General features: G+C 42.3%; 16 protein-coding genes and 1 riboswitch. Of the genes, 8 read left to right on the forward strand and 8 right to left on the reverse strand.

The genetic code is table 11. The features are described from left to right. Positions 1–94: 94 nt before the first annotated feature. Positions 95–757 (reverse strand): rhomboid family intramembrane serine protease, encoded by a 663-nt coding sequence (locus tag DW182_RS18005; protein WP_117706766.1) that lies wholly within the window; start codon positions 755–757, stop codon positions 95–97. Positions 758–949: 192 nt separating this feature from the next. On the opposite strand from DW182_RS18005, the gene DW182_RS18010 reads away from it, so the two are divergent. From DW182_RS18010 to DW182_RS18020, 3 genes are read left to right on the forward strand one after another with little or no spacing between them, the layout of a single operon-like run. Further along, positions 950–2890 carry a glycogen debranching enzyme N-terminal domain-containing protein gene (locus DW182_RS18010; protein ID WP_117706764.1) on the forward strand — a complete coding sequence of 647 codons (1941 nt, stop codon included), beginning with the start codon at positions 950–952 and terminating at the stop codon, positions 2888–2890. 14 nt (positions 2891–2904) lie between these two features. Next, on the forward strand, positions 2905–4176 hold the full coding sequence (locus DW182_RS18015) for a glycosyltransferase family 4 protein (protein WP_007666504.1): 1272 nt from the start codon (positions 2905–2907) through the stop codon (positions 4174–4176). An 18-nt stretch (positions 4177–4194) separates the two neighbouring features. Then, positions 4195–5595 (forward strand): glycoside hydrolase family 57 protein, encoded by a 1401-nt coding sequence (locus tag DW182_RS18020; protein ID WP_118296400.1) that lies wholly within the window; start codon positions 4195–4197, stop codon positions 5593–5595. Positions 5596–5681: 86 nt separating this feature from the next. On the opposite strand, the gene DW182_RS18025 is transcribed toward DW182_RS18020, so the two are convergent. Together DW182_RS18025 and DW182_RS18030 are read right to left on the reverse strand one after the other, a co-directional pair. Further along, positions 5682–7229 carry a DUF4270 domain-containing protein gene (locus DW182_RS18025; RefSeq protein WP_118296401.1) on the reverse strand — a complete coding sequence of 516 codons (1548 nt, stop codon included), beginning with the start codon at positions 7227–7229 and terminating at the stop codon, positions 5682–5684. Positions 7230–7249: 20 nt separating this feature from the next. Next, a complete protein-coding gene (locus tag DW182_RS18030; RefSeq protein WP_117691686.1) occupies positions 7250–8074 on the reverse strand; it encodes a glycogen/starch synthase in 825 nt (274 codons plus the stop codon). A gap of 246 nt (positions 8075–8320) precedes the next feature. On the opposite strand from DW182_RS18030, the gene panC reads away from it, so the two are divergent. Together panC and panD are read left to right on the forward strand one after the other, a co-directional pair. Continuing rightward, complete coding sequence (gene panC, locus DW182_RS18035) at positions 8321–9166, forward strand: pantoate--beta-alanine ligase (protein WP_118296402.1); 846 nt, start codon at positions 8321–8323, stop codon at positions 9164–9166. A 27-nt stretch (positions 9167–9193) separates the two neighbouring features. Further along, the gene (gene panD, locus DW182_RS18040) at positions 9194–9547 is read left to right on the forward strand and encodes an aspartate 1-decarboxylase (protein WP_007212709.1); all 354 of its coding nucleotides are present in this window, start codon (positions 9194–9196) and stop codon (positions 9545–9547) included. Positions 9548–9743: 196 nt separating this feature from the next. Here the strand turns inward: panD and DW182_RS18045 are convergent, their stop codons facing one another. The 5 genes from DW182_RS18045 to rplU all read right to left on the reverse strand — a co-directional run bounded on the left by DW182_RS18045 (position 9744) and on the right by rplU (position 15295). Next, the gene (locus tag DW182_RS18045; protein ID WP_118296403.1) at positions 9744–10709 is read right to left on the reverse strand and encodes a hypothetical protein; all 966 of its coding nucleotides are present in this window, start codon (positions 10707–10709) and stop codon (positions 9744–9746) included. A 16-nt stretch (positions 10710–10725) separates the two neighbouring features. Next, positions 10726–13032 (reverse strand): bifunctional dihydroorotate dehydrogenase B NAD binding subunit/NADPH-dependent glutamate synthase, encoded by a 2307-nt coding sequence (locus tag DW182_RS18050; RefSeq protein WP_007666491.1) that lies wholly within the window; start codon positions 13030–13032, stop codon positions 10726–10728. Between the two features lie 233 nt (positions 13033–13265). Continuing rightward, positions 13266–14540 carry a serine--tRNA ligase gene (serS, locus tag DW182_RS18055; RefSeq protein WP_118296425.1) on the reverse strand — a complete coding sequence of 425 codons (1275 nt, stop codon included), beginning with the start codon at positions 14538–14540 and terminating at the stop codon, positions 13266–13268. 144 nt (positions 14541–14684) lie between these two features. After that, positions 14685–14954 carry a 50S ribosomal protein L27 gene (rpmA, locus tag DW182_RS18060; protein ID WP_007666487.1) on the reverse strand — a complete coding sequence of 90 codons (270 nt, stop codon included), beginning with the start codon at positions 14952–14954 and terminating at the stop codon, positions 14685–14687. Positions 14955–14977: 23 nt separating this feature from the next. Then, the gene (gene rplU, locus DW182_RS18065) at positions 14978–15295 is read right to left on the reverse strand and encodes a 50S ribosomal protein L21 (protein WP_007666485.1); all 318 of its coding nucleotides are present in this window, start codon (positions 15293–15295) and stop codon (positions 14978–14980) included. Positions 15296–15724: 429 nt separating this feature from the next. Continuing rightward, a riboswitch (cobalamin riboswitch) is annotated at positions 15725–15932 on the forward strand. 119 nt (positions 15933–16051) lie between these two features. Here rplU and DW182_RS18070 point away from each other — a divergent pair. Genes DW182_RS18070 through DW182_RS18080 form a run of 3 tightly spaced genes read left to right on the forward strand, consistent with a single transcriptional unit; the run spans position 16052 to position 20626 of the window. Beyond that, the gene (locus DW182_RS18070) at positions 16052–17224 is read left to right on the forward strand and encodes a DUF5074 domain-containing protein (RefSeq protein ID WP_021967055.1); all 1173 of its coding nucleotides are present in this window, start codon (positions 16052–16054) and stop codon (positions 17222–17224) included. A gap of 9 nt (positions 17225–17233) precedes the next feature. Then, the gene (locus DW182_RS18075) at positions 17234–19246 is read left to right on the forward strand and encodes a TonB-dependent siderophore receptor (RefSeq protein ID WP_007666476.1); all 2013 of its coding nucleotides are present in this window, start codon (positions 17234–17236) and stop codon (positions 19244–19246) included. A 24-nt stretch (positions 19247–19270) separates the two neighbouring features. Further along, the gene (locus DW182_RS18080) at positions 19271–20626 is read left to right on the forward strand and encodes a DUF5074 domain-containing protein (RefSeq protein WP_118296404.1); all 1356 of its coding nucleotides are present in this window, start codon (positions 19271–19273) and stop codon (positions 20624–20626) included. Position 20627: the final 1 nt, after the last annotated feature.

Consider the following 20627-nt stretch of genomic DNA (forward strand, 5'->3'; position numbering starts at 1 on the left):
ACTGACCGAAGATTTAGTAAAAAAGAAAAGAGGCTTTAGTAAAGGTGTGAGGACGATATAAATAGTAATGATATTTCGTTGAGGGACAACCGTGTCAAAAAGCTTTCTCCTCTTCTTCTCCGGACTCTTCATCGGGTATTCCTTCCTCTTCTTCCTCTTCTTCTTTTTCATCTGCAAACGGGTCCGGTCGTTGAGGCCCATACCCCATGAATGCTATGGCGCATATCGTTCCGGTTATCGCTCCGCTGAGATGTCCTTCCCAGGAAGTGGTTTCTTTGGCAAAGAACGGGAACATATTCCAGATAAGTCCGCCATAAAGAAAGGTGACTAATAAGGAAATCGCAATGAGTGGAACGTGCTTTCGAAGAATGCCGCTGAAAAATAGAAAGAATGCAAGGCCGTAAATGATTCCACTGGCTCCGATGTGCCATCCCGGTTTACCTATAAGAAAGGTGAGTGCACCGCATCCTATCCAGATGGCAAAGAATATATAAGAGGCAATGTGCCGGTAAAAGTAGAACAAGCACCACATCAGAAAGAGTAGCGGTAATGTATTTGCCAGTAAATGTTTCCAGCTGCCATGTACAAGCGGATGTGCGAAGATACCAAATACTCCTCTTTGCTCCATAGGATATACACCTAACCTCCTGAAATCCCAGTCCATGCCGACTTCAAGGAATTTTAGCAAGTAAAGAATAAAAATAAGGAATAACGGTATAACCGCTGCCAGAGCTATCCGGCGGATATCATGCTTCATGTTTCGTACAGGTTTCTGTTATTTTGGTACAATGCTACGAATATTTAAGTAAAAAACGAAAATAAATGAACTTTTTATTTTGCGTATTGTCTTTAATTTGTATTTTTGGGCATCACTACCATACCCGTAAACATAGTAGGCGAGGTATGGAGCATGATGCCTGAACAATTAACCTTTAAATAATGCACAACTATGAGTTATTTACGATTTGACAAGACTCTGATGATCAATCTGGAAGAATCTTTACCAAGGGAGATACTCCGGACAAATAAATCAGGAGCCTATCATTGTACAACGATTGTAGATTGTAACACACGCAAATATCATGGACTATTGGTGATTCCTGTCCCCAATCTCGACGATGAAAATCATGTGCTGCTGTCTTCTTTGGATGAAACGGTAATTCAGCACGGTGCGGAGTTTAACCTGGGGTTGCATAAATATCAAGGAAACCACTTTAGTCCGAACGGACATAAGTATATCCGCGAATTTGATTGCGAACATATCCCGGCGACAACTTACCGTGTTGGAGGAGTTATTCTCCGCAAAGAAAAGATCTTTGTACACCATGAAAACAGAATTTTAATTCGTTATACCTTGGTAGATGCCCATTCGGCAACCACACTTCGTTTCCGCCCTTTCCTGGCATTTCGTAGTGTACGCGAATATACGCACGAAAATCCACAGGCAAACCGCGACTATCAGTTGATAGAAAATGGTATAAAAACTTGTATGTATCCCGGTTATCCTGAGCTCTTCATGCAATTGAATAAGAAGAATGAGTTTCACTATCAGCCGGACTGGTATCGTGGTATCGAATACCCTAAAGAACAGGAACGTGGATATAGTTTTAATGAAGATTTGTATGTTCCCGGATATTTCGAAGTGGATATAAAGAAGGGTGAGAGTATTGTTTTCTCTGCCGGTATCTCTGAGATTTCTCCGCGTAAGTTGAAACAGACATTTGAAGCAGAAGTGGAAGATCGTACGCCACGCGACAGTTTTTATCACTGTCTGCAGAACTCGGCCCACCAGTTCCATAACAAGCAGGGTAATGATCATTATGTATTGGCCGGATATCCCTGGTTCAAGTGTCGTGCCCGCGACCTGTTTGTATCTTTGCCTGGATTGACGCTGGCAGTAGATGAACAGAATGAGTTCGAAGATGTTATGGTAACTGCTGAAAAGGCTATACGTGAGTTTATCAATGGTGAGCCCGTCAGCTATAAGATCTACGAAATGGAAGATCCCGATGTATTGTTATGGGCTATATGGGCATTGCAACAATATGCTAAAGAAACCTCTCGTGAACAATGTCGCCAGAAATATGGCCGTTTGCTGGAGGATATCATGGATTACATCCGTAGCCGTAAGCATGATAATCTTTTCCTGCATGAAAATGGTCTGCTATATGCCAACGGAACAGAGAAAGCTATTACCTGGATGAACTCTACGGTGAATGGTCGTCCAGTAACACCACGTACAGGATACATTGTGGAAGTGAACTCTTTGTGGTATAATGCACTTCGCTTCATAGCCGATCTGGTCCGTGAAGCTGGTAATGTTCATCTGGCAGATGAACTGGATGCCCAGGCTGAAATAACCGGGAAGTCCTTTGTAGAGATTTTCCGTAATGAGAGTGGTTATCTGTTCGATTATGTAGATGGATATATGATGGACTGGAGCGTCCGTCCCAATATGATATTTACCGTTGCCTTTGATTATTCTCCGCTGGACCGGGCACAGAAAAAACAAGTGCTTGATATTGTGACGAAAGAGTTGCTTACTCCGAAAGGTCTGCGTACTCTCAGTCCGAAGAGTGGGGGGTACAATCCTAATTATGTTGGTCCTCAGATTCAGAGAGATTATGCTTATCACCAGGGTACAGCCTGGCCTTGGCTTATGGGTTTCTATATGGAGGCGTACCTGCGTATTTACAAGATGAGCGGTGTATCATTCGTGGAGCGTTATCTGATTGGTTTTGAAGATGAGATGACGAGTCATTGTATTGGTTCGCTCCCCGAACTCTTTGATGGTAATCCACCGTTCAGAGGTCGTGGTGCAGTATCTTTTGCTATGAATGTGGCTGAAATACTGCGCATCTTGAAATTGTTGTCTAAGTATAATTTATAAGAGGAGGAACGAAAATGAAAGTTTTAATGTTTGGATGGGAGTTCCCCCCGCATATCTTAGGTGGCTTGGGAACTGCCAGCTACGGTCTGACGAAGGGAATGTCCCAGCAGGAAGATATGGAAATTACTTTCTGTATTCCAAGGCCGTGGGGCGATGAAGACCAGAGCTTCTTGCGTATCATAGGCATGAATAGCACTCCTGTAGTGTGGCGTGATGTAAACTGGGATTATGTTCAGGGACGTGTAGGTTCTTATATGAACCCCCAACTCTATTATGATTTACGTGATCATATTTATGCCGATTTCAATTATTTGCATACTAATGATCTCGGTTGTATCGAGTTTTCCGGCCGTTATCCGGCCAACTTGCACGAAGAGATCAATAACTATTCTATTGTAGCCGGTGTTGTGGCACGTCAACAAGAGTTTGAGATCATCCACTCACATGACTGGTTGACGTATCCTGCAGGTATTCATGCCAAACAGGTATCAGGCAAACCGTTGGTAATCCATGTGCACGCCACCGACTTTGACCGTAGCCGTGGTAATGTGAATCCCACTGTGTATGCCATTGAGAAGAATGGAATGGATCATGCCGATCACATTATGTGTGTAAGCGAGCTGACTCGTCAAACGGTTATTCATAAGTATTTCCAGGATCCACGCAAGGTATCTACCGTGCATAATGCAGTTTCTCCGCTTCCGCAGGAAATACAGGATATCGTACCGCAGAAGAAACCGAATGAAAAGGTGGTGACTTTCTTAGGTCGTATTACTATGCAAAAAGGACCTGAGTATTTCGTAGAAGCTGCTGCAATGGTATTACACCGTACTCGTAACATCCGTTTCGTAATGGCGGGTAATGGTGATATGATGAACCAGATGATTCGTTTGGTAGCTGAACGCGGTATTGCCGACCGCTTCCATTTCCCCGGTTTTATGAAAGGAAGTCAAGTGTATGAAATGTTGAAGGCGAGTGATGTGTACATCATGCCCTCTGTTTCGGAACCATTTGGTATTTCTCCTTTGGAAGCTATGCAATGTAGTGTACCTACCATTATCTCTAAACAATCCGGTTGTGCCGAGATTTTAGAGAAATGTATTAAGACCGATTATTGGGATATTCACGCTATGGCAGATGCGATTTATGCTATCTGTACTTATCCTGCCCTTTATGAATACTTGCGTGACGAAGGTAAGAAGGAAGTGGATGCCATTAAGTGGGAAGATGTGGGATTGAAAGTGCGCCGCATCTACGAAGAGGTCATTAAACAATATAATAGATAACAATAAAACAATATAGATATGAGAACCATCTGTCTTTATTTTGAGATTCATCAAATCATTCACCTGAAACGCTATCGTTTCTTTGATATAGGTACGAATCATTATTACTATGATGATTATGCCAACGAATATAGTATCAACGAAGTTGCCGAACGTTCCTATATTCCTGCATTGAGTGCGCTCATTGACATGGCAAAGAATTCCGGAGGTGCATTTAAGGTAGCTTTATCGATTTCCGGTGTGGCTTTGGAACAGTTGGAAATCCATGCACCGGCTGTCATTGATCTGCTACATCAGTTGAATGACACGGGATGTTGTGAGTTCCTCGCCGAGCCTTATTCTCATGGGCTTTCTTCTTTGGCAAATGAGGATTGTTTTAAAGAAGAAGTGAAGCGTCAGTGTGCTAAGATGAAACAAATGTTCGGTAAGTCACCGAAGGTATTCCGTAACTCCAGCTTGATTTACTCTGATGAAATAGGAGGACTGGTAGCAAGTATGGGTTTTAAAGGTATGTTGACTGAAGGTGCCAAACATATTTTGGGTTGGAAGAGCCCGCACTATGTATATCATTGCACTCATAACCCCAACTTGAAATTGTTGCTGCGTGATTTTAAACTTTCAGATGATATAAGTTTGCGTTTTTCTAACTCGGAATGGAGTGAGTATCCGTTGTTTGCAGATAAATATATTGGCTGGATTGATGCTTTGCCACAGGAAGAACAGGTTATCAATATCTTTATGGAACTGAGTGCTTTGGGAATGTCCCAGCCACTTTCATCCAATATCTTGGAATTCCTGAAGGCGTTGCCTGCTTGTGCAAAAGATAAAGGTATTACATTCTCTACGCCAACAGAGATTATCAGTAAATTGAAATCGGTATCCCAACTGGATGTGCCATATCCTATGTCTTGGGTTGATGAGGAAAGAGACACCAGTTGCTGGTTGGGTAACAGTATGCAACGCGAAGCTTTCAATAAGCTATATAGCATTGCTGAACGTATCCATTTGTCTGATGACCGTCGTATCAAGCAGGATTGGGATTATTTGCAGGCAAGTAATAACTTCCGCTTTATGACTACGAAAAATAGTGGTGTAGGTTTGAATAGGGGTATTTATGAATCTCCGTATGATGCTTTCACCAACTATATGAATGTTTTGGGTGATTTCATCAAACGGGTAGAGTCGCTTTATCCAATGGATATAGACAATGAGGAACTGAATGCCTTGTTGACGACTATTAAGAATCAAGGTGATGAAATTGATGAATTGCATAAAGAATTAGAACAATTACAGACTAAGTTGGAAAAAGGGAAAGCTGCTCCGGTAAAGGCTGTCAAAGCAACAACAGCTAAAACTAAAGCCCCGGCAGCAAAGAAACCAGCGACAAAGAAAGTGACTAAGAAAGAAGTTGCTAAGTAGTCACTTCTTTTAGAGTATATCAACAAAAAAGCCTTCCGTTCAAATGAACGGAAGGCTTTTTTGTTGATATACTTTTTAGGAAAAGCTTACTTATTAAATGTGGTGTAAGTTACCTCCAACTTTAGTGGATTCTTAACTTTGTCACCTTCTTTAGCCGGACCACCTTTCAGTTTGGCGTATCCTGGTCTCAAATCATTCTGGATACCAGTCATTGTTTTAGTGTTGTTACTTGTATCGTAACTGATTGTAACAGGGATCAGGTATACTGTTTTCCAGTCTTCTTCCCATTGTTTATCCTTCTTGTCAGTCCAGGTACTGCCAGCTTCTTCTTTTGCTTTTTTCTTTGCAGCATCCTTTCCTTTGATACAGGTTGTAACCAAACGGGCAATATTATTAAATGTATATTGGTTAGTTGTTACATTATTATGTGCCACTGTAAAGGAAGTGATATTGTCCGGTAACTTGTTCTCTTCAAAGAAACTCTTGAAATCTACTTTACGTAACAATAAAACCTCATTTGGAGCACTCATACTGAATTCATAATCACTTTTTTCATTATAATTAGTGAAAGTCAGTTTTACGGCATTGAGTGTATCGTTAGATAACTTTTCATAGATTTCATCATATGGTAAAATCGCTTCTGTGAAAATTCCGGCAGGAGATTTGATGTATGTCCAATCTTCTATCTTGGCAAGCTCTGCAATTTTATCAGAATTGAGGAATTGATTCGCTTGAATAACTTCTTTTGTAGAAGCAAATTCTGTTTGCCATCTGTAAGCAGTAGAGTCCTGTCCTTCGAAACCTTCCTGTTTACGTTTATAAGGTACTCTGGTAGTATCATTCAATACATAGTACTGATATTTCATTTGTAAGTCTACGCGGTCTACGTAGAGTACTGTTCCGTCTCCATAATCGCTTTTTATGTATACACCTTTGAATACATTTTCAATGAAAGCATCGGAGTTCTTGAAATACTCGGGATGACTCTGGCAAAGGTCAAGCCAATCATTTCCAAATTTGTCCTTGTCGAGTGTAAAAATAACACTTGGATAGTATGTTTTGTTACCATTACTATCGGTTTCGTTCCTTTCTTCATCCGTTACGCTTGTATCATAAGCTGTATAGGCTCTGCGACCCAATAATGACTTTGTAGGATTCAGCCAGTCATAATAATCTGTCGGCTTGATATTGGTATAACGGTTACGCTCTAATTTTTTGTCCAATTCATATGCACTCATACGGCAGGCATTCAGAGAGTCACCGAACCATGTAGAGTAGAAAATAACTAAACGTACGTCTGCTACTGTATCATCAGTCAAAATACCCGTTTTTTTATCAAAATCATACTTTTCAGGAAAACTGAAATCATCTATACAGTTCAATTCAGTAAGGAAGCTGGCTTCGTAATATCCGAATTGAGGATCTGTAAAACGACCTACATATCCAGTACTGGTTTTTGCAAATACAGAATCAGCAACCACAGAACGTGTAGTCACATTGAATGTTGTCGTATGTGCGCTAATACCGTCAGATCCGGGTAACATTCCTATTCCTAACGTTCCTGTATTGTCATCGCAACCAAAGAAAGTAAGGGTTGCCGCTAAAAGCAATGCTCCTAAGTACTTAACTTTCATAGTTTTCTTTGTTATCTTGTTTATTTTTGTTCTGTTTCCCACACTTTGTCGTAGAACTCATTACAAGCATCGGCAAATGTTTCGGGAGTTTGATATTCTAAAATCGGTTTTCCTGCTTGACGGGCATATTCCATTACCTCTTCGTTGACATTTTCACTTTGCTGAATTACACCATCCGAATAATCGATGGCCAGTTTACACAGCGTAGCATAGTCTACGGGAGTTTTCAGATGAGCCACATCTTTTTTAGTAACGCCTTTCAATACCAATCTGTTTACAAAATCAGCATTGAATGATTCTTTGAAATCATCCTCAAAAACGGAGAATACTACTTTAGCGTCACGGAATGAAGGCTCGTCCTTATATGCTTTCTTGATATACAAAGGAGCTAAGGCAGTCATCCAGCCATGACAATGGATGATATCCGGACACCAGCGTAATTTCTTTACCGTCTCTAATACCCCGCGTGCATAAAATATAGCACGGCTGTCATTGTCTCCATATTCCACGCCATTCTCATCAGCAGTCTGCAATCGATTCTGGAAATAATCATCGTTGTCGATGAAATATACCTGCATGCGGGCAGATTGAATGGAAGCAACTTTAATAATAAGGGGGTGGTCGGTATCATCAATAATCAGATTCATACCGGAGAGGCGTATCACTTCGTGCAATTGGTTTCTGCGCTCGTTGATATTCCCCCATTTAGGCATGAATGTTCTAATTTCTCTGCCTTTTTCCTGGATTGCTTGAGGTAGGTTTCTGCCTACAAGGGACATTTCGGATTCTGGTACGTAAGGAGTAATCTCTTGGGTAATAAATAAAACCTTATTCGCCTTTGTCATAATAACAATGTTCTCAATTATTCTGCAAAGATATAAAAAAAATCGGGCACTTGAGCAAATAAGGCGACTCTATAATTCCTTATGAATTGTTAACTGCTTGTTAATCAGTGATGCTTTGTCTCAAAGAGGAGTGCTGCTCAAGCAGAACTTTTGCATTAATTTGCGATATTTCTTCTTTATATGCTAAATAATAGTTTATTTTGCACCGCTTTTGCGAACAACTAAGTTATTATATAACCTATAAAAATGGAAATAGTACATACTATCAAGGACTTGCAGGCCGAACTTTCGGCTTTACGGGCCCAAGGTAAAAAGGTAGGATTGGTGCCTACAATGGGTGCCCTACATGCCGGTCATGCGTCATTGGTGAAACGTTGTGTTGCAGAGAATGATGCTGCGGTAGTGAGTGTTTTTGTAAACCCGACACAGTTTAACGACAAGAACGATTTAGAGAAATATCCCCGTACGCTGGATGCCGATTGTGTTTTGTTGGAAGCTTGCGGTGCTGCGTTTGTATTCGCTCCTTCGGTTGCGGAGATGTATCCCGAACCAGATATGCGCCAGTTTAGCTATGCGCCGTTGGATACAGTGATGGAAGGTGCGTTTCGTCCGGGACACTTCAATGGTGTTTGTCAGATTGTGAGCAAGCTGTTTGATGCAGTGAAGCCGGACCGTGCTTACTTCGGAGAGAAAGATTTCCAGCAGTTGGCTATCATTCGTGAGATGGTGCGCCAGATGAATTATTCGTTGGAAATTGTGGGATGTCCCATTATGCGTGAAGAGGATGGGCTGGCCCTGAGTAGTCGTAATGCGCGTTTATCTGCCGAAGAACGTAAAAATGCTTTAAAAATATCGCAAACATTATTTGAAAGTCGTACCTTTGCGGCTTCTCATACAGTTGCTGAGACTCAGAAGTTTGTGGAAGATGCCATTGCAGCCGCTCCCGGTTTGCGTCTGGAATACTTCGAACTGGTAGATGGCAACACGTTGCAGAAAATAGCCAATTGGGAAGATACGGCGTATGCTGTAGGTTGTATTACAGTATTCTGTGGTGAGGTTCGCCTGATTGACAACATTAAGTATAAAGAGTAATAAACCTAAAAAGAGAGATCAGACCTTATGATGATTGAAGTGCTGAAGTCGAAAATCCATTGCGCTCGTGTCACAGAAGCTAACCTCAATTATATGGGAAGCATTACGATTGACGAGGACTTGCTGGATGCGGCCAATATGATTGCCGGTGAAAAAGTGTACATTGCCGACAACAATAATGGTGAACGTTTTGAAACCTATATTATTAAAGGTGAACGTGGTTCGGGCAAAATATGCCTGAATGGTGCGGCAGCCCGCAAGGTGCAGCCGGATGATATCATCATTATTATGTCGTATGCCTTGATGGACTTTGAAGAAGCCAAGTCGTTCAAGCCGTCGGTGATTTTTCCTGATCCGGCAACGAATAAAGTGGTGAAATAAATTTTTATAAAAAACAAAAACGGAAGCCCCGCTTGCACATTCAAGTTGCAAGCGGGGCTTCCGTTTTATTCTGGAGTGTATGAGAAACCGTTACTCAAGGGGCTTCCGATTTGAAATGATATTGCTTGTTTTGCTTGAAGACAAGCAATGCTTTGGGTGATAACATTGCTTGTCTTCGAGCATAACATAGCTTGTTTTATTGATGCAGGTGGTAGAGGGAGTCGTTCAGTGTATATACTTTCAGGGTTTGTCCCAGCATTAGTTTCCCTGTTTTGCTTAAGTCTTTACCCGGATTATCTTTACTTCCATATCCTTTCAGTATAGGGCGTATCGTTGAGTAGACAAAGGGAGACAAGAGACCGTTTTTAGTATGAAACAGCCCGTCATGATAAAAGACGGCATGGATGATTTCATTGTACCCGTTGACGATAACGATTACGCTGTTGTCCGGAAAGCTCACGTCTTTCACTTTCTTATAATGGCAGGGATAATCGGCTGTATGTTTAAGAAAGTGTTCGAAGAAAGCGGCCAACTCTTCTTTTTTGCTGAAATTCGTGTTGCGGGTAATGACAGGATCCGGGCAAATGCCATGGGTGCGGAAGAATGCATCCAGGGCATAGAAAAAGCATGCTTGCGGACAGTTCATTAAAGTATCTTGAGGGCTCTTCATCCGTTTCATGGAGTCGGTAAGTGCAGAAATTTCCTTTTCGGACAGCCCCTCGACATCGGCGGCAAAGCGAGTATAGGGAGGAAGTTGGCTTTCCACTTCCAGAACACGGATTTTCTTTTTTTGTTTATTATCGTTTCTGTAGTAGAATCGTGTGTCGGGAAGCCGGGCATAACTTAAAGTGTCATTACCCCATATTGCCAGAAAAACAGGGTAGTTGCCTTTTGGCGTCCGCCAATCAGCGGGTTGGATGGTATCAAGATGATTGATGAGTGAATCGGTGTAATTGCCGTTGCCGAAAGGTATCATTCCCGAGCTTGATACCAAGTCAGAATCCAGTATCCAGTGTGAATCTTGTATCCCTTTTTGTAACTCACTGATGTAGGATACTCTGATCTCGGGGTATGCTTTTTGCGCCAGGCAATTCCCGCAAAGAAAAATAAAGAACAGACAGCTCATTAGCTGAACTGCCTGTTTTTTAAGAATTTTATTCATAAGATTATCTTCTGTTCTATCTTTTCAACTGTTCGTTCATAGCAGCGGCAGCTTTTCGTCCGTCGCCCATGGCAAGGATAACGGTGGCACCGCCACGAACGATATCTCCTCCGGCGTAAATCATCGGGATGGACGATTGCATACTGTCATTCACGGCAATCGTTCCCTTACGTCCCAGTTCCAAGCCTTTGATAGATGAAGGTACAATCGGGTTGGGAGATACACCTACGCTGACGATGGCCAAGTCTATGTCAATCGTTTCCGTTGCTCCCGGGATGGGGACAGGACTACGGCGTCCGGATGCATCGGGTTCGCCAAGCTCCATTTTTTGCAGAATAACTTGTTTCACCTTTCCTTGTTCGTCGGCAATGTATTCTATCGGATTATGCAGCGTGAGGAACTCCACACCTTCTTCTTTGGCATGTTTTACCTCTTCGATACGCGCAGGCATTTCCTCTTCGGAGCGACGATAAATAATCATAGCACGTTCGGCCCCCAAACGACGTGCAGTACGTACTGAGTCCATAGCTGTGTTTCCGCCACCGATAACGGCTACGTTTTTACCGAAAGGCACCGGAGTATCAGAGTCTTCGCTTGCTGCATCCATCAGGTTGACACGCGTCAGGTATTCATTGGATGACAGAATATTGATGGAATTTTCTCCCGGAATATTCATAAAGTTAGGCAATCCGGCACCGGATGCCACGAATACACCTTTGAAACCTTCTTCTTCCAACTGTTCCACACTGATAGTCTTACCTATGATACAGTCTTTAATAAAGTTAACCCCCATCTTGGCAAGATTGTCAATCTCCACATCCACCACTTTGTTCGGCAGGCGGAATTCGGGGATACCATACTTCAGTACACCGCCTATCTCGTGAAGAGCTTCAAAGACAGTAACATCGTAACCATATTTAGCCATATCTCCGGCAAAAGAAAGTCCGGCAGGTCCGGAGCCAATGACGGCAATCTTAATACCATTCTTTTCTTTGATTTCCGGTACGGAGATTTGCCCGCTTTCACGTTCATAGTCAGCGGCAAATCGTTCCAGATAGCCGATAGCTACCGGCTTTTCTTTCATTTTCAGGTGGATACATTTTGACTCGCACTGTTTCTCCTGCGGGCAAACACGACCGCAAACAGCAGGCAGAGCACTGGTTTCTTTCAGTGTCTTGGCAGCTTCGAGTATTTCTCCGCGTTCAATGTTTTTGATGAAACGAGGAATATCAATACCTACGGGACAACCTTCCATGCAACCAGGATTTGCGCAATCGAGGCAACGCTTGGCTTCCGTCAGGGCTTGTTCCTCTGTCAGCCCCTGGTTTACTTCCTCTTTGCGACTATGCGAACGGTATTCTGGATCGAGTTCGTTCATTTCAACACGCGGAATAGCGGTGCGTTCTTTGGGTTTCATTGCCTTGCGAAGCTCCAGACGCCATGCGGCATTACGACTTTTCTCGTCTACTTCCTGTGCAGGTTCCGGCATAACTTTACAGGATTCACCTTCTTCAAGTTTGTGCATCTCCTCACGTTCGATGCTCTTGAAGGCACCCATACGCTTCAACATCTCGTCGAAGTCTACCTGATGACCATCAAATTCCGGTCCGTCTACACAAACGAATTTGGTCTTTCCGCCGATGGTGATGCGGCAAGCACCGCACATACCTGTACCATCCACCATGATTGTATTCAGCGAGACATCGGTCGGTATTTCATATTTTTTAGTCAGCAAGCAAACAAATTTCATCATGATGGCGGGGCCGATGGCAAAACATTTGTCCACTTTCTCCCGTTTAATGACTTCTTCAACGCCTTCGGTTACCAATCCTTTGCGTCCATAAGAGCCGTCGTCGGTCATAATGATGACCTCGTCTGCACTTTCACGCATTTCTTTTTCAAGGATAATCAGCTCTTTACTACGTCCGGCAAGTACGGCAATAACGCGGTTACCGGCAGCTTTCAAAGCCTGTACAATAGGGAGCATGGGAGCTACGCCTACACCACCACCTGCACAAACCACTGTTCCGAAGTTTTCAATATGAGTAGCTTGTCCCAACGGACCTACCACATCAGTGATATAATCGCCCTCATTCAGTTCGCAAAGGCGGGTAGAGGAGAGGCCTACTTCCTGTACTACCAAAGTGATAGTACCGCGTACGGCGTCAGCCGCTGCAATTGTCAATGGCATACGTTCACCTTTTTCGCCTACACGTACAATGACGAAGTGTCCTGCCTTACGTGAACGGGCTATTAAAGGTGCCTCAATCTCTAATTTAAAAACCTTTTCAGAAAAATGTTCTTTGCTAATGATTTTGTTCATTATCTATAAATTTTGTTGGTATAATTACGTAATTACTTTCAGATTGTTACGGATTACAAAGATACGGGTTATTTGGTAAAAACAAAGAAAGTTTCTTCTAAAAAGCTGTGTAACTGATGTGGGCGAACGATAATTCGCCCCTACCAGGCCATATCGACGTAATGGTATAAACGTCTGAGGTTACCTGTGTAAGAGCGAATTATGATTTACCCGCCAGAATAACGCAGTTATTTTTAGTCAATCATTTCAAAACCCGTATACGGCACCAGTGCCTTTGGAATACGGATGCCTTCCGGTGTCTGATTATTTTCCAGTAAAGCGGCAACGATGCGTGGTAATGCCAATGCAGATCCGTTCAATGTATGGCAAAGCTCTGTTTTCTTTTCTCCACTGCGGTAACGGCATTTCAAGCGATTAGCCTGATAAGTATCGAAGTTAGAAACGGAACTTACTTCCAGCCAACGTTTCTGTGCCTCTGAATAAACTTCGAAGTCGAAGCAGAGAGCAGCGGTAAAGCTCATATCACCGCCACACAGGCGAAGGATACGATAGGGTAATTCCAGTTTCTGCAGCAATCCTTCTACATGATCCAGCATCTCTTTGTGAGACTGTTTGGAATGTTCCGGCTTGTCAATGCGTACCAATTCTACTTTGGAAAATTCGTGCAGACGATTCAAACCGCGCACATCTTTACCGTAAGATCCGGCTTCGCGACGGAAACACTGCGTGTAAGCGCAGTTTTTGATAGGAAGTTGTTTCTCTTCCAGAATCACGTCGCGATAGATATTTGTTACAGGTACTTCAGCTGTTGGAATGAGATATAAATCGTCTACTTCGCAATGGTACATCTGTCCTTCCTTATCGGGCAACTGGCCTGTTCCGTAACCGGAAGCTGCATTTACCACTGTCGGAGGCATGATTTCCAGATAGCCAGCCTTGCGGGCTTCGTCCAGGAAGAAGTTGATCAGTGCGCGTTGCAACTGTGCACCTTTTCCTTTGTAAACCGGGAATCCGGCTCCTGTGATCTTTACGCCTAAGTCGAAGTCAATCAAATCATATTTCTTCGTCAGTTCCCAATGAGGTAGTGCATCTTTGGGAAGTTCGGTTTCCATGCCACCCATTTTCTCTACTACATTATCCTCGGCGCCCACACCTTCGGGTACTTCATCATAAGGTATATTAGGAATGGTGTAGAGCAGATTCTGCATATCTTCAGCAGCCTGGTCCATTTCGGCTTGCAGAGTCTTGTTAGTTTCTTTTAGCTCGGCTACACGACTTTTGGCAGTTTCAGCTTCCTCTTTTTTCCCTTCCTTTATCAGTTGTCCGATAGATTTGGAAATAGAGTTCACTTCAGAGAGGTTATTATCTAATACAGACTGTGTGCTACGTCTTTTGTCGTTAAAGGCAATTACTTGGTCTATTGTCTCTTTAGCATTTTTGAAATGCTTCTTTTCCAGTCCGCGGATCACCGCGTCGGTGTTTTCTGTAATTTGTTTGATGGTAAGCATATCTTGATACTTTGTTTTGATTAAAATCTTGATTTGAGAGCACAAAGATAAGTAAAAAACAAATAAGGTGTTGTTTTTGCTATAAAAAGAAAGGGATGCAATCCATTGGATTACATCCCTTTTCTTTATTTTTTATTCTGAAACTTACGCTTCTGCGCTTTCAGCGGGGATTACAGATACATAACGTCTGTCTTCCTTGGTTACTTTGAACTGTACAGTTCCGTCTACTAAAGCGAAAAGAGTGTGGTCTTTACCCATACCGATGTTGTTACCCGGGTGGAATTCAGTACCTCTTTGACGAACGATGATGTTACCAGCTTTGCAAACTTCGCCACCAAATATCTTAACGCCTAATCTCTTGCTCTGTGATTCGCGGCCGTTCTTAGAACTACCGACACCTTTTTTATGTGCCATTTCTTCTTACTGTTTTAAATTGATTAAGCTACTACTTCTGTGATTGTTAACTCTGTGAATTGTTGACGGTGACCGTTCAACTTGCGATGACCTTTTCTTCTTTTCTTGTGGAAAATGAGAACTTTGTCACCTTTTACCAGGCTTGATACAATTTGGCAAACTACTTTTGCACCTTCTACGGTGGGAGCACCTACGGTGATAGCACCTTCTTTGTCTACCAAAAGAACTTTGTCAAATTCTACTGTTGTACCGTTTTCTGCATTCTGGATGTGGTGTACAAACAGCTTTTTGCCAGCTTCTGCTTTAAATTGCTGACCGTTGATTTCTACAATTGCGTACATTTCTTATATATAATGTATAAGTTAGCTCCGTCGGGTGGTCTCTAATCACTTAGAAAGCACTTTGTCGAACCCGGTGCGGAATAATCGGGCACAAAAGTACTTCTTTTATTTGGAACAGGCAAACGTTTCTTCCTCTTTTTTTGAGGAATAGATTTGTGAAATCTGTCAGGAAGGGATTCTTGCAAGTCTGCTTCATACCAACTCCGTGTCAAAGCCGTACCAACTCCGTATCAAGTCCAAGCGTATAGATACGGAGAAGACACGGAGTAAATAAGACTCAGATATAATGAATATACGGGGCCTATTCATAAAGCCTTGAGTACTGAACCAAGCAAACTTATAAGAGAGAATAAAACATTAAATTCATTTTCTTTTTTTTTAGAATATTCTTCCTTGCATGATTTATAATGTCTATCTTTGCACTCGGATTTAAGAATCCGGCTTTCGGGTGCTTCGTGATATATCTTATCAAACGAGGTGAAAAGGGAATCAGGTGAAACTCCTGAACAGACCCACTGCTGTGAGCTTCATTAAACTTTTCGGATAAATTCTACACTTGTCCACTGTCCGTATAGGATGGGAAGGACTTCCGGAGAGGAAGCGAGTCAGAAGACCTGCCTGCAAAGTTTGCAATCTACAGTTTCGGGGGAAAAGGAACTTAAGAGATTCACATTGCTTCAACTCATATTGTTATAGATATGAGAGGTCATTGCTCTGACTTCGTACCTCGAAACATAACGGAAAATAATTGTGTGTATGCAGAAGAAACGCATTTTGAGGTTATGTTGTGCAGTGCTAATGGTATCATTATCCGCCTGCGAATATGAGGATGATTTTCCTGCCGGAGTGGGCGAGGGTAATATCGAAGCTATTGTTTTGAACGAGGGAAGAATAGGTACGAATATGGGAGCTATATCTGTATTGTACCGTAACGGGATGGTGAGTCCCGATGTCTTTCGTGTTGTGAATAACCGACCGTTAGGGGATGTAGCACAATCTATTACGATGATTAATGGGAAGTACTTCATCGCTTTGAACAATTCTAAGAAAATCGAGATTGTAAATTCCAAGACTTTCGAATCCGAAGGTACGATACTTTATACACAGGCAGGATTACCACGTCAGATTGTGGCTATATCGGATACTACTGCTATCGTTTCCGATCTTTTAAGTAACAATGTCTCCGGTGTTGATTTGCCCAGCCAGCTGGTACGGATTCGTACCGTGCCTCCTTATGGTACTCCCTTGGAATATATCGTTATCAGAAAATGGGTAGAATATATGGAAGTGTCTGAACATAAACTTTTGGGTATTACAGCAAAAGGGGTTTATGTGTTCGATCTGGACAATATTACTCTGGAAGGAAGCCGCATGATAGAAGAAGTCTATAATGAGGAAGTCACTAAAACCTGTAAATTGCTGAAAGACAAAAATGGCAAGATATGGGCTTTGATGAACGAACGTGATAAAGGCAAACTTACTGCTATCCTGTTAAAGTGTATTGATCCGCAGACGGAGAAGGTAGTGACTACTTACAGACTGCCTTTTGTCAGTAAGAATGAAGCCAAAGAAGGGGATGTAACCGGAACTATCAGCTATAACCGGACTGACATGGATGCTACTAAAACTCTGATCTATTTTAGTGTGCGAACCTGCAAACCGGGTCTTCCGAATGACTCACAACAAAGTATTTATACGTTGAATACGGATGATGGCACTTTTAAATTACATCGTCATGTACCTGGAGTAGATATGATGTATGGTTGTGGAGTAAGTCCGCAAGGGGAAGTGTATATCTGCGACTGCCTGGACTATTCGGCACAGCGTGGTTATATTCGTCATTATAAAGAGAGTGGAAATGTTGAAAGTTACCGTGTTGGTATTTATCCCAATCAGGTCTATTTCCCTGAATCATCCGAAGTTCAATAATCTAAGTTTATGAGAAAACTGTTTTTCCTGATAGTTGCCGCATGCCTGCTGGTGACTGATGCGATAGCTCAGAAAAAGGATACGATTGCCTATGGCCTGAATCTGGATGAGGTGCAGATTGTAGCCCGTCGGATACGTCATGCCAATGAAGCAAATGCCGGTGCAAAAGTGACGCATCTTGAGCCTGAATTGCTGCAAATCAATAAAACCCGTTCGTTTTCTGAGTTATTGACCGAAAATTCAGCTACCTACATTAAGAGCCTGGGCACGGGAGCATTATCTACAGCCTCTTTCCGTGGAGGAAGTGCTGCGCAAACCCGGGTCAACTGGAATGGAATCAATATCACGCCGCCGATGTCCGGAGTGTTTGACTTTTCGCAGTTCCCTGTTTTCTTTGCCGACAACGTGAACCTTTATTATGGAAGCAGTCATGTGAAGAGTGGTACCGGTGCTGTGGGTGGGAGTGTAAACATCTTCAATGATCCGGAGTGGGGAAAGGGAGTTACAGGTAAATTTTTTGGAGAATATGGTTCTTATAACACATATACCGGAGGAACACAGATTAATGTAAGTGGCAAACGGGTGGTTTCGAAAACGCGTTTGTTTTATCAGCATTCGGATAATGACTATACTTATATTAATAAAGTACTTACTAATGAAGCTTTCCGTGAGAAGCGGCAAGATGCCAAATATTCACAATGGAGTGCGATGCAGGAAGGGTACTTTAAACTGAATCCGTACGCACAACTGGCTGCTGTAGGCTGGATACAACAAGGGAAGCGTATGTTGCCCCAACCATTAGGCATTGTGGGAAAGACACACGAACAGCAGAATGAAACGAATATTCGCGGGTATGTAGGGTTCGACTACGTGCGTGGCATCCATGAATTTCATGTAAAAGGCGCATGGCTTTATTATCGTCTGAAGTATGACAAATGGTTTGATGGCGGGTTGTTCGACCCGGAAGGCAATATCAACTCTTCGCAGACATGGCAGGGGGTTGCTGATTATTCGTGTGCACCTGTTGACGAGTTGGTATTGAATGCTACGCTTACCTATACACACGACTTGGTAAATGTGAGTAGTTACATTGATGTGGATTCCGCTAAGTACCTGATAGACGATGTGTATTATAATATACCGGTACCCGAACCGCCATTGAAGCATCATCGCAATGTATTGTCGTTGCAAGCTTCGGCGAACTGGACATTATTGCCATGGTTACAACTGCATGGACAGTATATGTTCGAGCAGAATAATAGCCGGAACGTGTCTACATGGTCGGCTGGTTTTGCCACTAACTTTTTTGACAAGACCTTCTACGTGAAAGGTAGCATGTCGTACAATTACCGTTTTCCCAGTATGAATGATCTTTATTGGCGTCCCGGTGGAAATCCCGATGTGAAACCCGAAGACGGCTATTCTTATGACGCAGCCATCGGTTATAAGAATGATTTAACCTCCTGGATGACATTGAATGCAGAAGCGTCCGGTTATCTGATGCATATTGACAATTGGATATTGTGGCTTCCAAAAGATGGCAACCAGTGGATATGGACACCTCAGAACAAACGTAATGTCCTCTCGATGGGAGCAGAGTTTACTGGTAAAATGGTGCTTAGCTTTGGAGATTTCAAGACTACACTTTCCGGTAATTTCAGCTGGGCTCGTTCGCGTACGCGGAAGAAGCAGCATGTAGATGATAACTCTTATATGCAGCAGATCCCTTATGTGCCCGAATTGAAATGGAATGCACGGCTGGCGTTTGATTATAAAAAAGCCTTTTGTTCGTGGCAGACTACTTATATAGGTAAACGTTATGTCACAACTGATGAATCTTATTCAACCCGTCCTTATACGGTTCATAACTTATTAGTGGGTTATTTGTGGAAATTAGGGAACGGCATGCAGCTTACTTCGCAAGTACGTGTGGATAACATTCTGAATACCTATTATGAATCGACACAATACTATCCGATGCCATTGCGTAATGTGCTGTGCTCGTTGATGTTTGAATTTTAGTTTTTAATTTTTTATATACTAACAATGAAGAAGAACATTATTTATTTTTTATCATGCCTTGTCCTTACGGTAGGACTGGTATCTTGTAGTGATGATGACAAAGAACCGTTGTCGCCTTTAACAGTTGTGATAGAGGGTGCCGAAGCACAAGAAGTAGTGCAAGGTACAACTCTGAATCTAAAGGCTGTAGTAGAAGGAAGTTCAGAAGTGAAATACGCCTGGACATTGAATGGTAAGGAAGTCTCTACCACTTCTACTTATGATTTTACTGCGGTGGATCTTGGAAAAAGTGAAATTCAACTGAAAGTTTCAAATGCGGAGCAAGGTGAAGCCGCAGCCAAGTTAGACCTCGACGTGTATGGAAAGTATAAGTATGGAACCTTTATACTGAACGAAGGAGCTTCTTTGCGAGGCGATAAAGGTGGGTCTTTAATATTCATAAGTCCTGAGGGAGAATTAGTGGAGATGGCTTTCCAGAAAGAAAACAATGGAGCATGGTTGGGTAGTGTTCCACAGGATGTATTTATTGCCAACAATAAAATGTATATTGTTTCTCAAAACGGAGGTAACGAGGGAGGCTTTTTGACGATAGTCAATGCTGAAACATTGAAACTGGAAACTGCTTTTGGTGATGAATTGAAGAGTCAGGTAAGTTGGCCTACGCATGTAGCAGTGTTGGGCGATGATAACATTTATCTGCGTGATAACGGAGGTATTAAGTTGTTTCATCCTTCTACAGGAGAAGCGACTCTTATCGAAGGAACGAAAGGAGCCAGAAAAAATACGATGGCAGTTGTTGGAGGAAAAGTTTTTGCTTCGCAAAACAAGAATCTTCTTGTCATAGAATCCGGAAAGGATAAAGTATCGGCAACGGTTGAATTTGACGGTAATATTTCGGGTGTGGTAAAATCATCAGATAATAACGTTTGGGTATCGGTTTCAACTGGTAAAATAGCTAAAGTCAGTGCCAAAGATTATTCGATTATAAAAGAAAACGACTTATCGGCGGATAAAGATGCTACAAAAACATTGTCAGCCTCGTTTGCAGCTGCTCCTAGCATAACAGCTAAGGGTGATACATTGTATATGAGTGGTCTTGCTACCAAAGTTTATCGGCACATTTTTAGTACCAATGAAACTAAGTTGATGGTGGATGCTAAAGAAATGGTAGAGAATGCCAATATTGTTTATAATACGGTGGCCGTTGATCCGGTAACAGAAGGTGTTTATCTCAATACGATAAAAGGATATGGAGATAATGTAAGCATAAATCAAATTAGTATATTCGATTTTAGTGGTGCAACTCCTACTTTGAAAGCACATTATAATGATTGTACAAGATATCCGGCTGGAGTCTTCTTTACTTCTAATTTTAGATAAC

It is taken from the genome of Bacteroides sp. AM16-24 (genome assembly GCF_003471885.1).
GTDB lineage: Bacteria > Bacteroidota > Bacteroidia > Bacteroidales > Bacteroidaceae > Bacteroides.